At 39.7% G+C, this 17846-nt stretch carries 17 protein-coding genes and 1 riboswitch; of the genes, 15 read left to right on the forward strand and 2 right to left on the reverse strand.

Annotated features, from left to right (window positions below; all coding sequences use genetic code 11):
- The 13 genes from FC24_RS05325 to FC24_RS05385 all read left to right on the forward strand — a co-directional run.
- The coding region (locus FC24_RS05325; RefSeq protein ID WP_057873852.1) for a helix-turn-helix domain-containing protein at positions 1 to 320 on the forward strand (320 nt) is incomplete at its 5' end.
- A 114-nt stretch (positions 321 to 434) separates the two neighbouring features.
- Entirely contained in the window at positions 435 to 1319 is an 885-nt protein-coding gene (locus FC24_RS05330) for an ABC transporter ATP-binding protein (RefSeq protein ID WP_057873853.1), read from the forward strand.
- Positions 1316 to 2548: an ABC transporter permease gene (locus FC24_RS05335; RefSeq protein ID WP_057873854.1), complete on the forward strand. Its 1233-nt coding sequence runs from the start codon at positions 1316 to 1318 to the stop codon at positions 2546 to 2548. Before FC24_RS05330 ends, FC24_RS05335 begins: the two co-directional genes overlap by 4 nt.
- Positions 2549 to 2634: 86 nt before the next feature.
- Positions 2635 to 2768: riboswitch (FMN riboswitch) on the forward strand.
- 125 nt (positions 2769 to 2893) lie between these two features.
- Entirely contained in the window at positions 2894 to 3955 is a 1062-nt protein-coding gene (ribD, locus tag FC24_RS05340) for a bifunctional diaminohydroxyphosphoribosylaminopyrimidine deaminase/5-amino-6-(5-phosphoribosylamino)uracil reductase RibD (protein WP_083485640.1), read from the forward strand.
- A 1-nt stretch (position 3956) separates the two neighbouring features.
- Positions 3957 to 4550 carry a riboflavin synthase gene (locus FC24_RS05345; RefSeq protein WP_057873855.1) on the forward strand — a complete coding sequence of 198 codons (594 nt, stop codon included), beginning with the start codon at positions 3957 to 3959 and terminating at the stop codon, positions 4548 to 4550.
- A gap of 12 nt (positions 4551 to 4562) precedes the next feature.
- Complete coding sequence (locus FC24_RS05350) at positions 4563 to 5747, forward strand: bifunctional 3,4-dihydroxy-2-butanone-4-phosphate synthase/GTP cyclohydrolase II (protein WP_057873856.1); 1185 nt, start codon at positions 4563 to 4565, stop codon at positions 5745 to 5747.
- A gap of 16 nt (positions 5748 to 5763) precedes the next feature.
- On the forward strand, positions 5764 to 6225 hold the full coding sequence (ribH, locus tag FC24_RS05355; RefSeq protein WP_057873857.1) for a 6,7-dimethyl-8-ribityllumazine synthase: 462 nt from the start codon (positions 5764 to 5766) through the stop codon (positions 6223 to 6225).
- A 244-nt stretch (positions 6226 to 6469) separates the two neighbouring features.
- A complete protein-coding gene (locus FC24_RS05360; RefSeq protein WP_057873858.1) occupies positions 6470 to 8803 on the forward strand; it encodes an ABC transporter ATP-binding protein/permease in 2334 nt (777 codons plus the stop codon).
- 551 nt (positions 8804 to 9354) lie between these two features.
- The gene (aroC, locus tag FC24_RS05365; RefSeq protein ID WP_057873859.1) at positions 9355 to 10530 is read left to right on the forward strand and encodes a chorismate synthase; all 1176 of its coding nucleotides are present in this window, start codon (positions 9355 to 9357) and stop codon (positions 10528 to 10530) included.
- A 12-nt stretch (positions 10531 to 10542) separates the two neighbouring features.
- Positions 10543 to 11832: a 3-phosphoshikimate 1-carboxyvinyltransferase gene (aroA, locus tag FC24_RS05370; RefSeq protein ID WP_057873860.1), complete on the forward strand. Its 1290-nt coding sequence runs from the start codon at positions 10543 to 10545 to the stop codon at positions 11830 to 11832.
- Between the two features lie 154 nt (positions 11833 to 11986).
- Complete coding sequence (eno, locus tag FC24_RS05375) at positions 11987 to 13279, forward strand: phosphopyruvate hydratase (RefSeq protein ID WP_057873861.1); 1293 nt, start codon at positions 11987 to 11989, stop codon at positions 13277 to 13279.
- A gap of 174 nt (positions 13280 to 13453) precedes the next feature.
- Positions 13454 to 14800, forward strand: a complete 1347-nt coding sequence (gdhA, locus tag FC24_RS05380; protein ID WP_057873862.1) for an NADP-specific glutamate dehydrogenase — start codon at positions 13454 to 13456, stop codon at positions 14798 to 14800.
- Positions 14801 to 14869: 69 nt separating this feature from the next.
- Positions 14870 to 15424: a hypothetical protein gene (locus FC24_RS05385; RefSeq protein WP_083485641.1), complete on the forward strand. Its 555-nt coding sequence runs from the start codon at positions 14870 to 14872 to the stop codon at positions 15422 to 15424.
- A gap of 160 nt (positions 15425 to 15584) precedes the next feature.
- Here the strand turns inward: FC24_RS05385 and FC24_RS05390 are convergent, their stop codons facing one another.
- A complete protein-coding gene (locus tag FC24_RS05390; protein ID WP_057873864.1) occupies positions 15585 to 15776 on the reverse strand; it encodes a hypothetical protein in 192 nt (63 codons plus the stop codon).
- Positions 15777 to 16025: 249 nt separating this feature from the next.
- Positions 16026 to 16631: an NADPH-dependent FMN reductase gene (locus FC24_RS05395; RefSeq protein ID WP_202813607.1), complete on the reverse strand. Its 606-nt coding sequence runs from the start codon at positions 16629 to 16631 to the stop codon at positions 16026 to 16028.
- Positions 16632 to 16920: 289 nt separating this feature from the next.
- On the opposite strand from FC24_RS05395, the gene FC24_RS05400 reads away from it, so the two are divergent.
- Both FC24_RS05400 and FC24_RS05405 read left to right on the forward strand, forming a co-directional pair.
- Positions 16921 to 17412 (forward strand): hypothetical protein, encoded by a 492-nt coding sequence (locus tag FC24_RS05400; protein ID WP_057873865.1) that lies wholly within the window; start codon positions 16921 to 16923, stop codon positions 17410 to 17412.
- A gap of 15 nt (positions 17413 to 17427) precedes the next feature.
- On the forward strand, positions 17428 to 17817 hold the full coding sequence (locus tag FC24_RS05405; protein ID WP_235807321.1) for a DUF6681 family protein: 390 nt from the start codon (positions 17428 to 17430) through the stop codon (positions 17815 to 17817).
- The last annotated feature ends 29 nt before the right edge of the window (positions 17818 to 17846 follow it).

Consider the following 17846-nt stretch of genomic DNA (forward strand, 5'->3'; position numbering starts at 1 on the left):
CTTACCGCCCAGAAAGCAGCTTAATAAAGTTGTCCAATTTTAAGGGTTCACTTCAACAAAGCGGTTTATCCGTTAATTTTATTTCTAGTCTAGAACGATTGGATAAGCAGAATATCAGTATTCAAAAATTAATTGCAATTGCCAATGCTTTGGATGTCAGTGTGATTGATTTATTAAAAGGCGATCAAGCAGATTTTTCTGAATTACCATTATATGCACAGTTATTGATTAAACGATTAGCGTCAATGGATTCCTGTCAAGCTAATCAAGTTGCTAAGCATCTATTAGCGTTAATTAATGATTTAAAATGCAAATCGTAGATTGAAAAAGCGGTTGCATGAATAGATGTGATTATAGTGGGAAAATTGTTATGCTGAAAGTAGCGTTTCGATTCAGGAGTTTTAAAATTAAGTTCAATCAAAGGAGTTGTTTTCGTGTTAGCTATTAAGCAGTTAAGCAAACAGTTTGGTACTAAAAAAGTGTTAAACCAAATTGATTTTTCGGTGCAGCCTGGGCGGATTGTCGGGCTGTTGGGCAAAAATGGGGCAGGTAAAACTACCATTTTTCATAGTATCCTCAATTTTATTCAGTACCAGGGACAAATAGTTTGGGATGATCATCAGTTAACAGAGCGGGATTATGATCGGATTGGTTATTTACCTGAAGAGCGTAGTTTAATGACTAAACTAACAGTTGCACAGCAAGTTATTTATTTAGCCAATTTAAAGGGAATGCGTACAAAAGTTGTGAAGAAAATTTTGCCCGATTGGTTAACAGCCTTACAAGTTAAAGGGGGTGCGGCTGACAAAATTGCCAGCTTATCTAAAGGTAATCAGCAAAAAATCCAGTTGATCTGTACCTTGATTCATCAACCGGATTTAATTATTTTGGATGAACCTTTTAGTGGATTAGATCCGTTAAATACGGCACTATTAAGAAATATTATTCTGCGGGAAAAGAAACGTGGGGCGATGATTTTATTTTCTGATCATAATATGAATAATGTGGAAAATATTTGCGATGATATTGTTTTAATCAATCAAGGCCAGGTGCGGTTAAAAGGAGAAATGATCCAAATCCGGGAACAGTATGGTAGTACCCGGATTATTGTGGAAACACCGCTTAAAGCTGCCGCTTTAAAAAGTTTGCCGCATGTGTGTTCAGTCACGCCCATTCGCAATCGTTATCGGATAATTATTGAAGATGAAAAATACGGGCCAGAAATTTTTGCAGCAGTTTCAGGTGGCCAATACATAAAAGCCTTTGATCAGCAGCCTCCGACGTTAACAGAAATTTTCAAACAGGAGGTAGACCAATGAGAAAAATTGGTGTGGTGATTAAGCAAACTTATTTACGGCAGGTTAAGTCATGGAGCTTTGTTGCATTGATTTTGACACCCTTTATTTTTTTATTGTTAATGTTTGGCATCAGTTATCTATCCGTTGGTAATGCAACTGAAAATGATGCACTTGCAGTAGTGGCAAGTTCAGCTACGCAAAGGCAGGCTACTGTGAAAGCATTAAAAACGCAGCAAGTCAAATTAAATCGGCGATATACGACGAGACCACAAGCAAAACAAGCCTTGAAAAATGATAAAATCAGCGGCTATGTTGTTGCTCAGACAAAGGCGCAACAAGTTCAATTTCAGTATTATGGGACCACTGCTTTAAGTAAACGCACAAAAAATCAATTGTTAGCTGCTGCCGTCCAAAAGCAACAGGCCTTAAACTTCAGCGCTGCAGCGCTGACGTCCAAGCAAGCAGCTGCACTTAGTCGTGCACCAAGCTTTAAACAGCATGTTATTAACACTAGCGTAGATAAAAATAAAACAATCAAACTAATCTCATTTATGTTGTTATTATTTATGATGTATTTTATTTTACTGACCTATACTGCGACAACTGCGCAAGAAATTGCTTCTGAAAAAGGAACCAAAATCATGGAAGTCATTTTTTCAAGCACCAAGGCTGAAAATTATTTTTATGGTAAAATTACAGGAATTTTATTGGTGATGTTGACTCAATTACTGATTTATGGCGTCGGCGGTATGGCTATTTATGCTTTAACTCCTAGAATTAAATTGCTGGCAGATTTTTTGAAGCAACATCAAACTTTAATTGATGGGGTGTTGCATCATTTATTGTCATTTAATTTAGTTTACGTTGTTTTAGGTGTGTTGATTTATACGGTTTTAGCGGCGCTGTGTGGCGCGTTGGTCACCCGACCAGAGGATGCAACTAAAGCAACGCAGCCTGCAATGTATTTAATTATGATTGGTTTTTTAGGTGCTTTAGCTTTAAATCAAGCACCCAACAACTTTTTTGTTAAACTTTTTTCGTATATTCCGTTTTTGTCTTCTTTTTTCATGCCTATCCGGTTAATCAACCAAACTGTGTCAGCTTGGGGTAATTTTGCATCAATGGGAATTTTAGTGCTGGCTACTTGCGGGCTAACGTTTTACATCAGTCATATTTATTCAGGCCTAGTTTTGCAGACTGACGAAATGGGTTTGCTTAAAAGTTTTAGGCGGGGAATCACCATTAAGTAACGTTTTTAAGATTTTTTGTTAATCGCTAATTTTTAGTGGACATTTGTAAGAAAACGGTTTATTATAAAAATGTAAAGTTGAATAAAGAAATTCTTCGGGGCAGGGTGAAATTCCCGACCGACGGTAATGAGCTAGCTGCTTAAAGTCCGTGACCCGCGTATGCGGTGGATCTAGTGAGAATCTAGAACCGACAGTAAAGTCTGGATGGGAGAAGAATTAACGTTTAGCCTAATCAGTAAGAACCGTTTTTTAGTTTAGCGCTTACAATGATTAGCTTCATACGATAGCAAAGCCCTGTAGAATTTTTTCTACAGGGCTTTTATTTTGTTTGAAAGGAGGAAAATAATGCAAGCAGATAAAATGTACATGAAAAAAGCAGTGGCTTTAGCCAAAAAGGGACGCTGGCATACCTACCAAAATCCATTAGTTGGTGCGGTGATTGTTAAAAATGGTCAGATTATTGCAACAGGCTACCATGCTAAATATGGTGCTTGGCACGCTGAAAAAATGGCTTTGGCAACTTGTTCACACCCTGAAGAATTAAAAGGTTCAACTTTATATGTCACTTTAGAACCTTGTGCGCATTATGGGAAGCAACCACCTTGTGTGCAGGCTGTCATTGACAGTGGCATTAGTCGTGTTGTGATTGGGCAAGTGGATCCCAATCCATTAGTCACTGGCAAAGGCATACAACGCCTTAAAGACCATCACATTACGGTGAAGGTTGGTGTTGGACAGGAGTTGGTGGCAGCTTTAAATCCACACTATAATTATTTTTATCAGCACGGGCTACCTTACATCACACTGAAACAAGCGCTTAGCTTAGACGGTAAAATGACTAGTTACCAAGGCAGACGAACGCAAATTACTGGTAGAGCTGCCAATCAGTTAGTCCATGCCGAACGACAAGCTTACCAAGCAATTTTAGTAGGAAGTGGGACAATTATTGCTGATAATCCGCAGTTATTACCTAAGCCGCAGGAGGATCATGTCCCAATTAGGATCATTTTAGATCGGCGCGGTCGTACTTTACATTTTGATCAGTACCATGTTTTTGCAACAACTGAGCCGATTTGGATATTTACTAAACCTGAGTTGGTGCACTTACCCACACCACCACATGTGAAATTAATCGGCTTGACCGAACCGACTGTAAAAGCAGTTGTCGCTTATTTAGCACAACAAAAAATTCAATCTGTCTATGTGGAAGGTGGTGCTACCATTCACCGAGCATTTTTGGCTGCAGGAAGTTATCAAGAAATTGTGACCTATTTGGCGCCTAAAATATTGGGAACAGGATTAAGTGCCTTTGCCGGTAAGGAAGCCATTGATACAACCGAATTACAGTTTGACCGTATTGAAAAAGTCGGAACGGATTTAAAAATTGTTAGCAAGCGGAGGCCATAGCATGTTTACAGGATTAATTCAAGATGTGGGGACAGTTTATACGGCCAGAAAATTGCAACATCATATTCAACTGACTATAAAAGTTAGCCAGCTTGAGGTACTAGCGGATTATAAATTAGGAGATAGTATGGCAATCAATGGCGTTTGTTTAACGGCAGTTCAGGTCAAACCACCTTATTTTACCGTTGATGTCACCCCAGTTACTTATCAAAAAACAAATTTAGGTCGTTTAAAAAATGGTGCCCCGGTTAATTTAGAAAGGGCGTTAAGAGCAGATCAACGTTTTGAAGGCCACTTTGTTTTTGGACACGTAGATACTACAACTAAATTATTGCAGAAACAACGGGTGGAAAATATGTTGCAATTGTACTTTTACCGGCCACCACAAATTAGTGATGAGATTATCGCACAAGGTGCAATTGCCATCAATGGTGCTAGTTTAACGATAGCAACTGTAAGACCAGGGGCCTTTAGCATCGCACTAATCCCCCATTCTTTAGCACAAACTAATTTTGCTAACTTAACTATTGGCAGTGTCGTTAATCTTGAAACAGACATGTTAGGGAAATACGTTAAACAATTATTGAAAAATTAGGAGGCAAGTGTCATGTTAAATCAAAAAATTGAACACGCAGTGGCCGCATTAAAAGCTGGGAAACTAATTATTGTGGCAGATAATGAGGATCGTGAAGCAGAAGGTGATATGATCGGTTTAGCAAGCCAAGTAACACCAGCCAATGTTAATTTTATGACTAAACACGCGCGGGGGTTGCTTTGCGCACCAGTAACACAACAATTAGCACAACAGTTGGATTTACATCCAATGACGACGCACGGTAATGATGCTTTTGGTACGGCATTTACAATCAGTGTGGATCACCGCTCGACTTCTACTGGCATTTCGGCATTTGATCGTGCCCAAACGATTGCTAAATTAGCGGATGACACGAGTCAAGCGGCAGATTTTTATCGCCCAGGGCATGTCTTTCCGTTGATTGCAAAAGCTGGTGGTGTTCGGGAACGTGGCGGTCACACTGAAGCGGCAATTGATTTAGCAAAATTGGCTGGGGAGCAAGCAGCCTATATCTGTGAAGTTTTGCAAGATGATGGCCACATGGCGCGACGGCCAACGTTGAAACAATTGGCTCAGCGCTGGCAGCTAGATTTTATCACCATTGCGGAATTACGCGAATATTTGGCAAGCCGACAACAAAAACCAGAAGTTTCAGTCAAGCTGCCTAATCGATATGGAAAATTCCAACTATCGCTTTACTTAGATGATAAGGGTAAAGAACAGCTTGTTTTGTCATTAGGTGATTTGAAGCATGCCAAAGCACCTTTGATTCGAATTCAATCAGAATGCTTAACAGGGGATGTTTTTGGTTCTCACCGGTGTGACTGCGGTGAGCAGTTAGATTTAGCAATGAAAGAAATTGCAGCAGCAGGTGCTGGCGCGGTCCTATATTTACGGCAAGAAGGCCGGGGAATTGGTCTATTGGACAAACTACGCGCTTATCATTTACAAGAGCAAGGGCTTGATACTTATGATGCTAATGTAGCATTGGGCTTTCCAGCAGACGCGCGGCATTACGCAGTTGCTGCGTGGTTATTAAAAAATGAAGGGGTCAGCAAAATTAAATTGTTGACTAATAATCCTGATAAAATCACACAATTGGAACAAAATGGGATTGAAGTTGTGGCCCGGCAGCCATTACAAACAACTGTTTATCAGGAAAATAAGCGCTATTTACAAACAAAAAAAGTGAAATTTCATCAATTGTTAAGTCTCTAAAGAAAGGATGTTTAGCATGAATATTTTTAATGGACAATATCAAGGTAAACAGATTAAAGTCGCCATTGTGATTGCCAGATTTAACGAACTAGTGACACATAAGCTTTTAACTGGGGCTCAGGATAATTTATTGCGCCATGGTGTTGCTGATCGTGATATTGATGTTTATTGGGTACCAGGGGCGTTTGAAATTCCCTTTGTGACTAAAAAGGTGGCAACGTCAGAAAAGTATGACGGCGTGATAACTTTAGGTGCAGTTGTTCGTGGTGAAACGACCCATTATGAGTTAGTTAGCAGTGAAGTGGCAAAAGGCATTGCTACAATTGAATTGCATGCTAAAGTTCCGGTGATGTTTGGGGTATTAACAACTGAAACCATTGAACAGGCGCTGCAGCGTGCCGGTGCAAAAGTGGGTAATAAGGGTAGTGAAGCTGCTCAAGGCTTACTAGAGATGGTCTCTTTAAATCAACAATTATAAATTAAATCATTTTTATGAAGTACGTTTAGTTTTATAAAAAGCGTGTGCTAATGGCTGGTTATTTCCATAGAAATTTATAGGAATTAGCTGCCTGAGCACACGCTTTTTATTGACTAGTTATAAGAAAGCACTAAATTAACCCCATAAACGTGTAAACTTAGTTATAATAATGACATGATCATAATCGCTATATGCTAAATAAAGTGATTAATTAAAGGAAGACTAGTTCAGGAAGAGGGATACGATGCTCGAATTAAAGCATGTTAAGAAATACTATCAAGTGGGGGATACGGTCACTAAAGCATTAGATGACGTTTCCATTGCGTTTCGCCCGCAGGAATTTGTTGCTGTGCTCGGCCCCAGCGGTTCTGGTAAAACCACACTGCTAAATGCACTGGGCGGGCTCGATCGCTATGATTCAGGTGACATGATTGTTAATGGTACCTCTACCAAAAAGTTTAAGGAAACTGATTGGGATGCTTATCGTAACAATACGATCGGGTTTATTTTTCAAAGCTATAACTTAATTGGGCATTTAAGTATTCTTGATAATGTTGAAATGGGGATGACCTTAAGCGGGGTCAGTAAAGCGCAACGCAAAGAAAAAGCGGTAGCAGCTTTAAAACGTGTTGGTTTAGGTCAGCATATGAATAAAGCCATCAACCAATTATCAGGTGGACAAATGCAGCGGGTAGCGATTGCCCGAGCAATTGTTAATGATCCAGATGTTTTACTTTGTGACGAACCAACCGGGGCTTTAGATACCGAAACTAGTGCTCAAATCATGCAAATTATTCAGGAACTTTCCCGGGAGCGGTTAGTGATCATGGTGACCCATAACCCGGATTTAGCTAACCAATATGCAGATCGAGTGGTTGAGTTTGTTGATGGTAAAATTCAACGTGACACTAATCCTTATCATGAAAAGACAGCTCATCATGATTTTCAACTAAAACGGACGAAGATGACTTTTGCCACGGCAATTAAATTATCGTTTAAAAATATCCGTACTAAAAAGGGCCGTACTTTTTTGACAGCTTTTGCGTCTAGCATTGGTATTATTGGTGTAGCGATTGTTTTAAGTTTGTCCAATGGATTTCAAAAACAGATTGATGATACTCAGACTCAAACGTTGGCTAAATTTCCAGTTACCATTTCGCAAGTTGCGACTGATCAGACTAAAGCACAACAAAATATGCAAGATTCTGATCAAGTTAAACCCAATAAAGGTTATGTAGTGGCAGCTAAGGATCAAAATGAAAGTGCACAACACGTTAATCGGATCAATCAGAAGTTTTTAGACTATGTACACCGGATTAATCCAGAATACAGTAATAATATCGGTTATACACGTTTAACTGGCATGAACTTACTCCGTAAAATTAATGGTAAGGTTAAAACGGTTAAGTTTTCAAATTCAAGTGATGCTAGTCAAGACTTACAGAAAAATTTCTCCTCAGTTTCCGGAGTGGGTGTTTCTTCTTTCCCAGAACCTTTAAAAAGTAAAAAGAATAATTTTTTGGAAGCTAATTATAAATTACTAAAAGGTGCTTATCCACAAAAAGCGACAGACGTTGTCGTTGTTGTTAATGGAAAAAATCAAACCAATGTTAACGCACTTAAAAATCTTGGCTTTGACATTAAAGATGGCGAGAAAATCAATTTGAATCAGCTGATTGGCACTAGCATTAAAGTCGCCAATAATGATGATTACTACCAGAAGCTGCCAACAGGAAACTTTGTTCCTAAAGAAGATTTAACTAGTGCTTACCAAGCTAACCAAACGAAAGAATTGAAAATTGTTGGTGTCATTCGGGCAAAACAAAGCAGCAATATGGACTTGTTAGCACCGGGAATTGCTTATTCAGATAAGTTAGTGCGGCAGGTAATTAAAGACAATAAAGCTTCTGCAATTGTCCAAGCACAGCGGCAGAGTAATCGAAACGTCATCACTGGTGAAGCTGTTTCGGGACAGACTAAGGATCAGTTGCTAGCCACATTAGGTGGTGACAGCATGCCTTATAGTATTTTAATTTATCCGAATAACTTTAAAGATAAAGAAAAAGTTTTAAATTATTTGGATCGTTTCAATGAAGGTAAATCAAAACAAGATAAAATTATTTATACTGATTTAGCTGGGACCATGACGGACTTAACTGGTGGTTTAATGGATGCGATCACTTACGTCTTAGTTGCGTTTGCTGGTATCTCGTTAATCACTAGCATGATTATGATCGGTATTCTCACTTATACGTCAGTATTGGAACGGACTAAAGAAATTGGTGTTTTAAAGGCATTAGGTGCGCGTAAAAAAGATATTACCCGGGTGTTTGATGCTGAAACTGGCATTTTAGGCGTTGCCTCTGGGGTTTTAGGTGTGCTGATTGCTTATTTGGCAACATTCCCGATTAATAGTGTGCTCTATCATATGACAGATTTAACTAATGTTGCGCAGCTAAATCCGGTACATGCAGTGATTCTAGTCATTGTCAGCACTGTTTTGACCATGATTGGTGGACACTTACCTGCCCGGATGGCATCGAAGAAAGATGCTGCGATTGCTTTACGGTCTGAATAGTGAGTCTAAAGCTACAAACGAGCGTTATCGAGTAACTTCCTGAAGGTAATAATAAATTAATAAACACGGGGCAATTCACATTTGTGAGTTGCCCCGTGTTTTAATCACTATTTACAAGCTAACTAGCTGATGACATATTTGTATGACCTAATTGGCTAATTATTCAGTTTAAATTCAATTTTAAGTAAATGTTTCCCTGTTTGATGCTCCCATCTATACTTGATTCGAGTCCACGGGTCCATTTAGCTTGGTGTCGATAAATCTTTTTACGTCTAGCAGCCTTCAAGCCATTAAACGGCGCGGAGCAATTTATCTTTCCTCCACCAACACAAATTAGTATAACAATAAGGTGTGAATTTTGTGTGAATAAACCCTAACAGAAAGATAAAGAAACCGATTACTAACTTAACCGATTTTTAATGTTTGCCTATTTAACAGACTGATAAACGCTAAGTACTAGGTTTAATAACTAAAGATTGACGCTTTGGCGCTTTGTCAATTAGAATCAGATTAGACTAAGTACGTTCGCTAAATTGATTGGAGAGATCGTTGTGCGTTATGTAACGGCAGGAGAATCACATGGGCCAGAGTTAACTGCAATTATTGAAGGTATCCCGGCTGGGTTAACATTATCTGTTAAACAAGTTAATGCTGATTTAGCGCGGCGACAGCAAGGGTATGGCCGTGGTAACCGTATGAAAATTGAACAGGACAAAGTGATAGTGACTTCAGGCGTTCGGCATCAGATGACACTGGGATCGCCGATAACCCTGCAAATTAAAAACCATGATTACATTCATTGGCAAAAAATTATGGCAGCTGATGAGCCTGCAACAGCTGCTAATCGTGTCCGGCAAGTGGTTAAACCACGACCTGGTCATGCTGATTTAGTGGGCGGTCAAAAATATCAGCATCAGGACTTACGCAATGTTTTAGAACGTTCTAGTGCGCGAGAAACGGCAGCGCGCGTTGCTGTTGGTAGTGTTTGCAAACAATTACTTAATGAGATCGGCGTTGATGTTTTAGGCTTTGTCCAGCAACTAGGTGGTATTGAATCGGATGAAACACAATTACAAGCATTGGCCAGTTTAACAGAGTTACGCCAGTTAACAGAAAATAGTGATGTGCGTACCTATGATTCGGCTGCAGCACAAAAAATGCGGCAGTTGATTCAACAGGCGCGGCAAGCAGGTGATACTTTAGGGGGCGTCGTTGAGGTCATTGCGACGCATGTGCCAGTTGGATTGGGTAGCTATGTGAGTGCCACCACTAAATTAGACGCCAAATTAGCGCAAGCCATTATCAGTATCAATGCATTTAAAGGCGTTGAATTTGGCGATGGGTTTGCCCTCACACAGCATCCTGGTAGTCAAGTGATGGATGAAATTTATTATGCAAAACAGCGGGGCTTTTATCGTGGCAGTGATCATTTAGGTGGCTTCGAAGGCGGCATGACCACCGGCGCGCCATTGATTATTAAAGGGGCAATGAAGCCGATTCCTACCCTCTACCAGCCTTTGAATAGCGTTAATATTAAAACCAAGCAAAAGGAAAAAGCGAGCGTACAGCGTGCGGACACCACTGCCGTACCAGCAGCCGCTGTGGTAGCGGAAGCCATGGTTGCCATCACATTAGCACAAGCAGTTTTAGCGCAATTTAATAGTGATTCACTAATAAGATTGAAAAAACAAGTTGCTGCTTATCGGAAAGAAATTGCGGCTTATTAAAAGGAAGAAATTATGGAAAAAACATTAAGAACAAACGTGGCAAAATTGACAGGAACCATTGCGGTCCCAGGGGATAAAAGTATTTCTCACCGTGCTGCGATTTTTGGTGCATTAGCAACCGGCACCACCAAAATTGATCATTTTTTGTTAGCAGATGATTGTCAACAAACTTTAACGGCACTGAAACAATTAGGGGTGCCGGTACAGCTTTCTGGCGATCAAGTGACTATTAAAGGACGTGGCTTTAAAAATTTGCAGCATCCCAACCAACCCTTAAATTTAGGTAATTCAGGAACGGCAACTCGGCTATTGCTGGGGTTGTTGAGTAAACAATCTTTTGCGGTTGAATTAGCAGGGGACCAATCATTAAGCAAGCGGCCAATGGCACGGGTGACTGCGCCTTTGCGGCAAATGGGTGCCAACATTGCTGAACCAGCAGCACATTTACCCTTGACCATCCAAGCCAATAATCGGTTACAGGCTTTAGATTATCGCATTCCAGTTGCTAGCGCTCAGGTTAAAAGTGCGCTGATTTTTGCAGCTTTACAAGCGGACCAAGTGTCTCATTTGACGGAAATTGCGCCAACCCGTGATCACACTGAACGAATGTTACGCCAGTTTGGCGGTGTACTGGATAAAGACGGGTTAACGTTAACCATCACACCACAAACGCAGTTTAAAAGCCAGCAACTACGGGTGCCAGGTGATTTGTCTTCGGCAGCTGTTTTTGTTTTGGCAGCAACGCTAGTGCCTAATAGTCAATTAAGGTTGCAGCAAGTAGGATTAAATAATACCCGTACTGGTTTTTTAGATGTTTTAAGTCGCATGGGGGCTAATTTACGGGTTGAAAATGTTCATTCCGCGTTTGAAGCCAGCGGTGACTTGATTGTCAACACTAGCGATTTAAACGGAACAATAATTGAAGGTCAAGAAATCGCCAATGTCATTGATGAATTACCTTTACTGGCGTTGGCGGCCACACAAGCACACGGCACGACGGTGATTAAAGATGCAGCTGAATTGCGTGTAAAAGAAACGGATCGGATAGCAGCTGTTGCAACTGAATTAAGTAAATTAGGTGCGCAGATTGAAACTAAGCCAGATGGGTTGGTGATTCATGGGCCTACACCATTAAAGCCGGTAACATCTGATCAGTTGACAACCTATGGCGACCACCGAATTGGTTTAATGCTGGCAGTTGCTGCATTGATTAGCAACGGCACGTTAACTTTGACACAAGCAGAAGCTGTTAATGTTTCTTACCCCCATTTTTTTGCAGATTTACAGCGAGTTTGTCATTAATCGGCTTCGCGGAAACGTTTTCGTAGGTTTATTTTCAAAAAAGCAACTTATTTTGTTGTTATTCAAAATGTAAGATGATATCATTTTAAGTGGATCGGGTGCTGGTGTAGCCCTACTTAATCACACCGACAAACACTAAGGAGGGACATATTTTATGTCTAAATCAGTAGTAATTGAAAGTGTTAAAGCACGTGAAGTCTTTGACTCACGTGGCAATCCAACTGTTGAAGCAGATGTTGTTTTAAGCGACGGTACTTTAGGCCGTGCTTCTGTACCATCTGGTGCTTCAACTGGTGAACTAGAAGCAACAGAACTCCGTGACGGCGGCAAACGCTTGATGGGTAAAGGTGTTACTAAAGCCGTTAACAATGTTAATACTGAAATCAACGATGCCTTAAAGGGCGTTGCACCGTACAACCAAGCAGAAATTGATAAAGCTATGATCGACTTAGATGGCACACCTAATAAAGCACGTTTAGGTGCTAATGCAATCTTAGGTGTTTCCATGGCAACTGCCCGGGCAGCAGCTAAATCTTTGAACACACCACTTTACCGTTATTTAGGCGGTGTTAACATTGAATTACCACAAACTTTCCACAATGTTATCAATGGTGGTGCCCATGCTGATAACGGGATTGATTTCCAAGAATTCATGATTACACCAATTAAAAAAGATAGCTTCCGTGATGGTATTGAAAAAATTGCTGACACTTACCACACTTTGAAGAAAGTCTTAGAAGAAGCTGGTTTCCAAACTGGTTTAGGTGATGAAGGTGGCTTTGCTCCTGACATGAAGTCAACGGATGAAGCCGTTCAAATGCTTTACAAAGCAATCAAAGAAGCCGGCTATGTTCCTGGTGAAGATATCGGTATTGCTTTGGATGCAGCATCATCTGAATTTTATGATGAAGACAGCGGCATCTATACTTTTGAAGGCCATAAATTCAATGCAGATCAATTACGTGACTACTACGTTAACGATTTGTTGAAGAAGTTCCCTGCAATTATTTCCATTGAAGACCCATTCTCTGAAAATGATTGGGATAACTTTGCTAAGTTTACTGAACAAGTCGGCGACAAAGTTCAAATCGTTGGTGATGATATCTTTGTTACTAACCCAACAATTTTCCGTAAAGGAATCAAGAAGGGCGTTGCTAACTCTATCTTAATCAAATTGAATCAAATCGGGACAGTTACTGAATCGATTGAAGCAGTTCGTTTGGCTAAGAAGAATGGCTACACAACAATGATCTCACATCGTTCTGGTGAAACTGAAGATCCATTCGTTGCTGACTTTTCAGTTGCCGTTTCTGGCGGTGAATTAAAAGCCGGTGCGATGGCACGTTCAGAGCGGATTGCTAAATACAATCAATTACTACGGATTGAAGAACAATTAAACGGTCAAGCACATGTTGCACATTTTCCACACAGTGTTGACTTTGACTAATTAACTTGGTGTTAAGCTGTTGACTTGATGTAGAAGTTTAACGGTAAATTAGACGGACGAGAGCAAGTTTGCTTTCGTCCGTTTTTTTTTGCTAACTAATCTTAATCTAAAATGTTTAAAGTTTGCTACAATGTAAACATTAGTTAGCGTCATAATTAAAAGGAGGTTGATCCAGTGGCACAATTGAAGGATTATCTTAATCAAGTTCAAGTAACATTAACGCAGCGTGATCCTGATCAGTCAGAATTTTTGGAAGCAGTGGCTAATTTTTTACCCGCGTTAGTGCCGGTTTTAAAGCAGCATCCGGAATACATTCAAGCCAACATTTTAGAACGGGTGATTGAACCGGAACGGGTGATTCAGTTTCGCGTCCCGTGGCTGGATGATCAAAATCAAGTTCGAGTTAATCGTGGTTTTCGTGTTCAATTTAATTCTGCAATCGGTCCCTACAAAGGTGGCTTGCGATTTCATCCTAGTGTTAATTTGGCGATCATTAAATTTCTTGGGTTTGAACAAACGTTTAAAAATAGTTTAACAGGATTGCCGATTGGTGGGGGCAAAGGCGGTAGTGATTTTGATCCTAAAGATAAGTCAGATGGTGAAATCATGCGCTTTTGCCAAAGCTTTATGACGGAATTACAGAAGTATATTGGGCCAGATTTAGACGTGCCAGCTGGTGATATCGGGGTTGGCGCGCGTGAAATTGGTTATTTATTTGGTCAGTACAAACGATTAAATGGTTTTCAAAACGGTACTCTAACCGGAAAAGGATTGGCTTATGGTGGTAGCTTAATGCGACCAGAAGCAACAGGTTTTGGATTGCTATACTATACGGCTGCATTATTAAAATCACAGCAGCAATCATTGGCAGGAAAGCGGATTAAATTGTCTGGTGCAGGTAATGTCGCGCTTTATGCACTGGAAAAAGCGACAAAACTAGGTGCTAAAGTGTTAACGGCGTCAGATTCTAAAGGCTATATTTACGATCCAGCTGGCATTGATTTCCAACTATTACAGCAGCTTAAATTTAGCGAGCATCAACGAATTTCAGCTTACGCCCAGCGAGTTAGCACGGCGCAATATGTATCAGGGAGCGTTTGGCAAGCGGCAATCAAAAGCGATCTGGCATTGCCATGTGCAACTCAAAATGAAATTGATGGTGCTGGGGCGCAACAATTAGTGGCTGATGGCGTCAAAACAGTTGTAGAAGGTGCTAACATGCCCAGCACACCGGAAGCATTAAAAGTTTATCATCAAGCTGGCATTTTATTTGGACCTGCCAAAGCAGCTAATGCTGGTGGTGTTGCAGTTTCTGCATTAGAGATGAGTCAAAATAGTCAGCGCTTAGCTTGGCCAGCAACTAAAGTGGATCACCAATTACAAACAATTATGCAGACTATTTTTAATCAAGTGATACATGCAGTTGAAACCTATGATTTAGGTCGTGATTACGCAGCTGGTGCTAATATTGCCGCTTTTACTAAAGTTGCGGATGCTATGTTGGCACAAGGAATAGTTTAGTCTCCACTTAAAGCCTGCAATAAAATTATGCTACAATTGATTGAGCTAAAAAAATGGAGGTTGGGTTCGTTGGAACAGCGCTTATTTGTGATTACAGGGGCAACTGGAACTGGTAAAACGACTGTAAGTCGTTATTTAACTCGACAATATCAAATTCCCCGAGTTATTACGCATACCACGCGACCACCTCGGGCAAATGAAATAGATGGCGTTGATTATTATTTTGAAACTAATGCCAGCTTTTTTAAAAAACATTATATTGAATATGTAAAGTACGCTGATTATTATTATGGTTCATCCTATGAAGCTTTACAGGCAGCTTGGACGATGTGTCATTTTGCAAGTATTGTTTTAGACACAAAAGGTGCGATTACTTATGTTCAAACTTTAGGTGGTTTAGTGATCCCATTATTTTTAACGGTTAAACATGCTGCTGCTTTAACGACACGTTTGGTCAAACGTGGTGACCAACGACAAATGATTCAACAGCGGTTATCCAGTCGTGAATATAAACGTGACTTACAATTACCAGCGGCATTAAGCGGTAAAGCACAAATTGTTGTGAATGACAAGTGGTCCCAAACGCAACAACAAGTAGATCAAATCATTAGACAAACGATGTAAATTAAATGCACCACAAGTTCGTGACTTTGACATTAACGCGCTAGTTGAACTGCTGTTCATTCTAGTTGCTAGTGTCACACTGACTTGTGGTGCATTTTTTCAATTAAATTAGGTTGACAACCAACATTTAATAAGATACTGATCTGATCATGTATCATCATTAAGCAGGTTGATTAGCATCGCGATAATCTAATGGGCGGTGCGTTTCCAATGCTAATTTACGGACAGCTTCATCAATGGTGATGCCGCTAGTTACTTTTTCCGGATTTTGTTTTGCTGTTGCATAAAAAATTTGTTTATCAGTATCTAACGAAATCCGGTACCAACTGTTACTAAAATTGCCAAATTGCATGTTAAAAACCTCCTTGTGTCTATGAAACGGTCCTAACAAATAAAACATTGTGTGTTGTTAGTGACAGATTTATTACATTTAAGTAACATGCTTGCTACATTTGTAATAGTCTACAACTAAATGAAACCAGTTGCAAGGATTTAGCTTAAGTATTAGTAAAAAAATATTATTTCATCACTGTTAAGCATCAATCTGTTTATTAGTTTACACAGCAAGTTTCAATTTGACAACCAAAATGCAAGGTGCGGCTTATAGCTTTAGAAAATCGTAGTGTTTTGGATTACTGTATTGAATAAAATTCTCAAAATTATGCAAGGTTGCAGATAACATCTCTAAAGTATCGGCATCAGTCAATGTTCCTTGTGCATTAAACTTATCTTCGGCATTTGTTAGTAAGAAATCATTACCTGGTAGCACATAGGCCCCCACACCGGGTGAATCTAAAATTTGCCGTAAATGATTTTGCGCACGTAAAGTTCCCATTGGGCCTAATGCTGCGCCAACTACCATCACTGGTTTATTGTAGAGTACTTGGTTAACTCGTGAAGCCCAATCCAGCGCATTTTTTAAAACTGCCGTAATAGAATGATTGTGTTCAGGTGTTGCGATGATGACACCATCTGCTTTTGCAAATGGTTTTTTAAAATCCTTAACGCTTTGCGGCGCGTTTAATTCATCATCTTGATTATAAATGGGTAGGTCTGCACCAGTTAATAAATCCATGGTGAATTCATTTTGATAGTGTATTTTGATAAACTCAAGTAATTTTTTATTGTATGATCCTTGTCGATTGTTGCCGATAATTCCGACTAAATGCATTTCGGTCATCCTTTCTGCTTGTGAATTATTTACCATACCAAGCATACCACTCCTAAATAATAACTGAAAGCCCTTACGATTGATTTGCTTGCAACCTTACTAAATTGTGCTAGACTAAATTAAAGCATAGGGTATGGTGTGAACACGCGGAGAAATAGTGAAGTCAATTTCTCGGCGCGTTTTAGTTTTATTTAAGGTCAGTTTGCTAAGTTAAACAATGGTTAATTTTTGACTAATTTTAAGTTGAGGTTAAGTCAATAAATTAAAATTGTGGTTTAATTGTAATCACAATGGTTAGATTAATTAGAAAAGAGGAGGCGTTTAAATGGCTTATCGGACACCGCCATTTATGACCCCGTTCGCAATTGTATCTATTGTGTTAGGTTTAGCTGCGACCAATGTTGTGGCAGATAAAGTTGCACCAGTTAAAAGTAAAACTGAGCAGACTAGTCAAGTTGATAGTTCATCGATAACCAGTCAAAATAGTTCGCAACAACGACCAAGTGCTAGTTCTCGGCCTGAAAGTGAAGCCAGTTCGCAGCAACAAACTAGTGAGCCCGAGTCAACTCAGCAGTCTCAGCAAACAACATCGCAAAAAGATGATGATACGCAGAATAATCAGCAGACTAATCAAAATAGTCAAAGCAAATCGGATTCAGCTGCTTCATCATCGGCTACAAGCTCAGCAAATACAGACAATAATAAATCAGATAATACAACAAATAATGATGATACTGATAATACAGACGATACAAACACGACAAATAATACCCAAACGACTGGTAATACAACTAACAATACCAATAACAATCAATAATTGGAGGTGAGGCATTTGCTATCTTTGTTAGATATGCTGAATCATTATTTAGGCTATTTTAATATGAATGTTAAATTGAAAAATCGCGTTTATACGATTATTGGTGCTTTAGGGGTCCTATACTTAGGGTATTTAGCTATTCGATTTATTCGTTTAGGCGCTTGGACAAGAGGGCTCTTATTTTTATTAGTTTTTGTCATCTTGACTTATTTCACGATTTTAAATGTGATTTATTACTTTACAACTAAGACAGCTAAGTTTGACGTCTCACCAAAAATTGAAAAATTATTAGGTGGACGACCTGCAGGCGCCGCTGATGATCCAATGGTAGGAAGTAAACATGCAGCACAGACTGCGCGGATTGTTCCTGCCGCTGGATTAGGTAGCGTCAAGAATCTTGTGTAAATGAAATGCCTTCGTACATATAATATGTA

The organism is Loigolactobacillus rennini DSM 20253, assembly GCF_001436505.1.
Classification (GTDB): Bacteria; Bacillota; Bacilli; order Lactobacillales; family Lactobacillaceae; genus Loigolactobacillus; species Loigolactobacillus rennini.

Bases quoted from the DNA above. Each gene is read 5' to 3' on its own strand.
- aroA (WP_057873860.1), top strand. From the start codon at position 10,543: ATGGAAAAAACATTAAGAACAAACGTGGCAAAATTGACAGGAACCATT.
- FC24_RS05395 (WP_202813607.1), bottom strand. From the start codon at position 16,631: ATGGTAAATAATTCACAAGCAGAAAGGATGACCGAAATGCATTTAGTC.
- FC24_RS05390 (WP_057873864.1), bottom strand. From the start codon at position 15,776: ATGCAATTTGGCAATTTTAGTAACAGTTGGTACCGGATTTCGTTAGAT.
- FC24_RS05360 (WP_057873858.1), top strand. From the start codon at position 6,470: ATGCTCGAATTAAAGCATGTTAAGAAATACTATCAAGTGGGGGATACG.
- eno (WP_057873861.1), top strand. From the start codon at position 11,987: ATGTCTAAATCAGTAGTAATTGAAAGTGTTAAAGCACGTGAAGTCTTT.
- FC24_RS05350 (WP_057873856.1), top strand. From the start codon at position 4,563: ATGTTAAATCAAAAAATTGAACACGCAGTGGCCGCATTAAAAGCTGGG.
- FC24_RS05335 (WP_057873854.1), top strand. From the start codon at position 1,316: ATGAGAAAAATTGGTGTGGTGATTAAGCAAACTTATTTACGGCAGGTT.
- FC24_RS05345 (WP_057873855.1), top strand. From the start codon at position 3,957: ATGTTTACAGGATTAATTCAAGATGTGGGGACAGTTTATACGGCCAGA.
- FC24_RS05400 (WP_057873865.1), top strand. From the start codon at position 16,921: ATGGCTTATCGGACACCGCCATTTATGACCCCGTTCGCAATTGTATCT.
- ribD (WP_083485640.1), top strand. From the start codon at position 2,894: ATGCAAGCAGATAAAATGTACATGAAAAAAGCAGTGGCTTTAGCCAAA.
- ribH (WP_057873857.1), top strand. From the start codon at position 5,764: ATGAATATTTTTAATGGACAATATCAAGGTAAACAGATTAAAGTCGCC.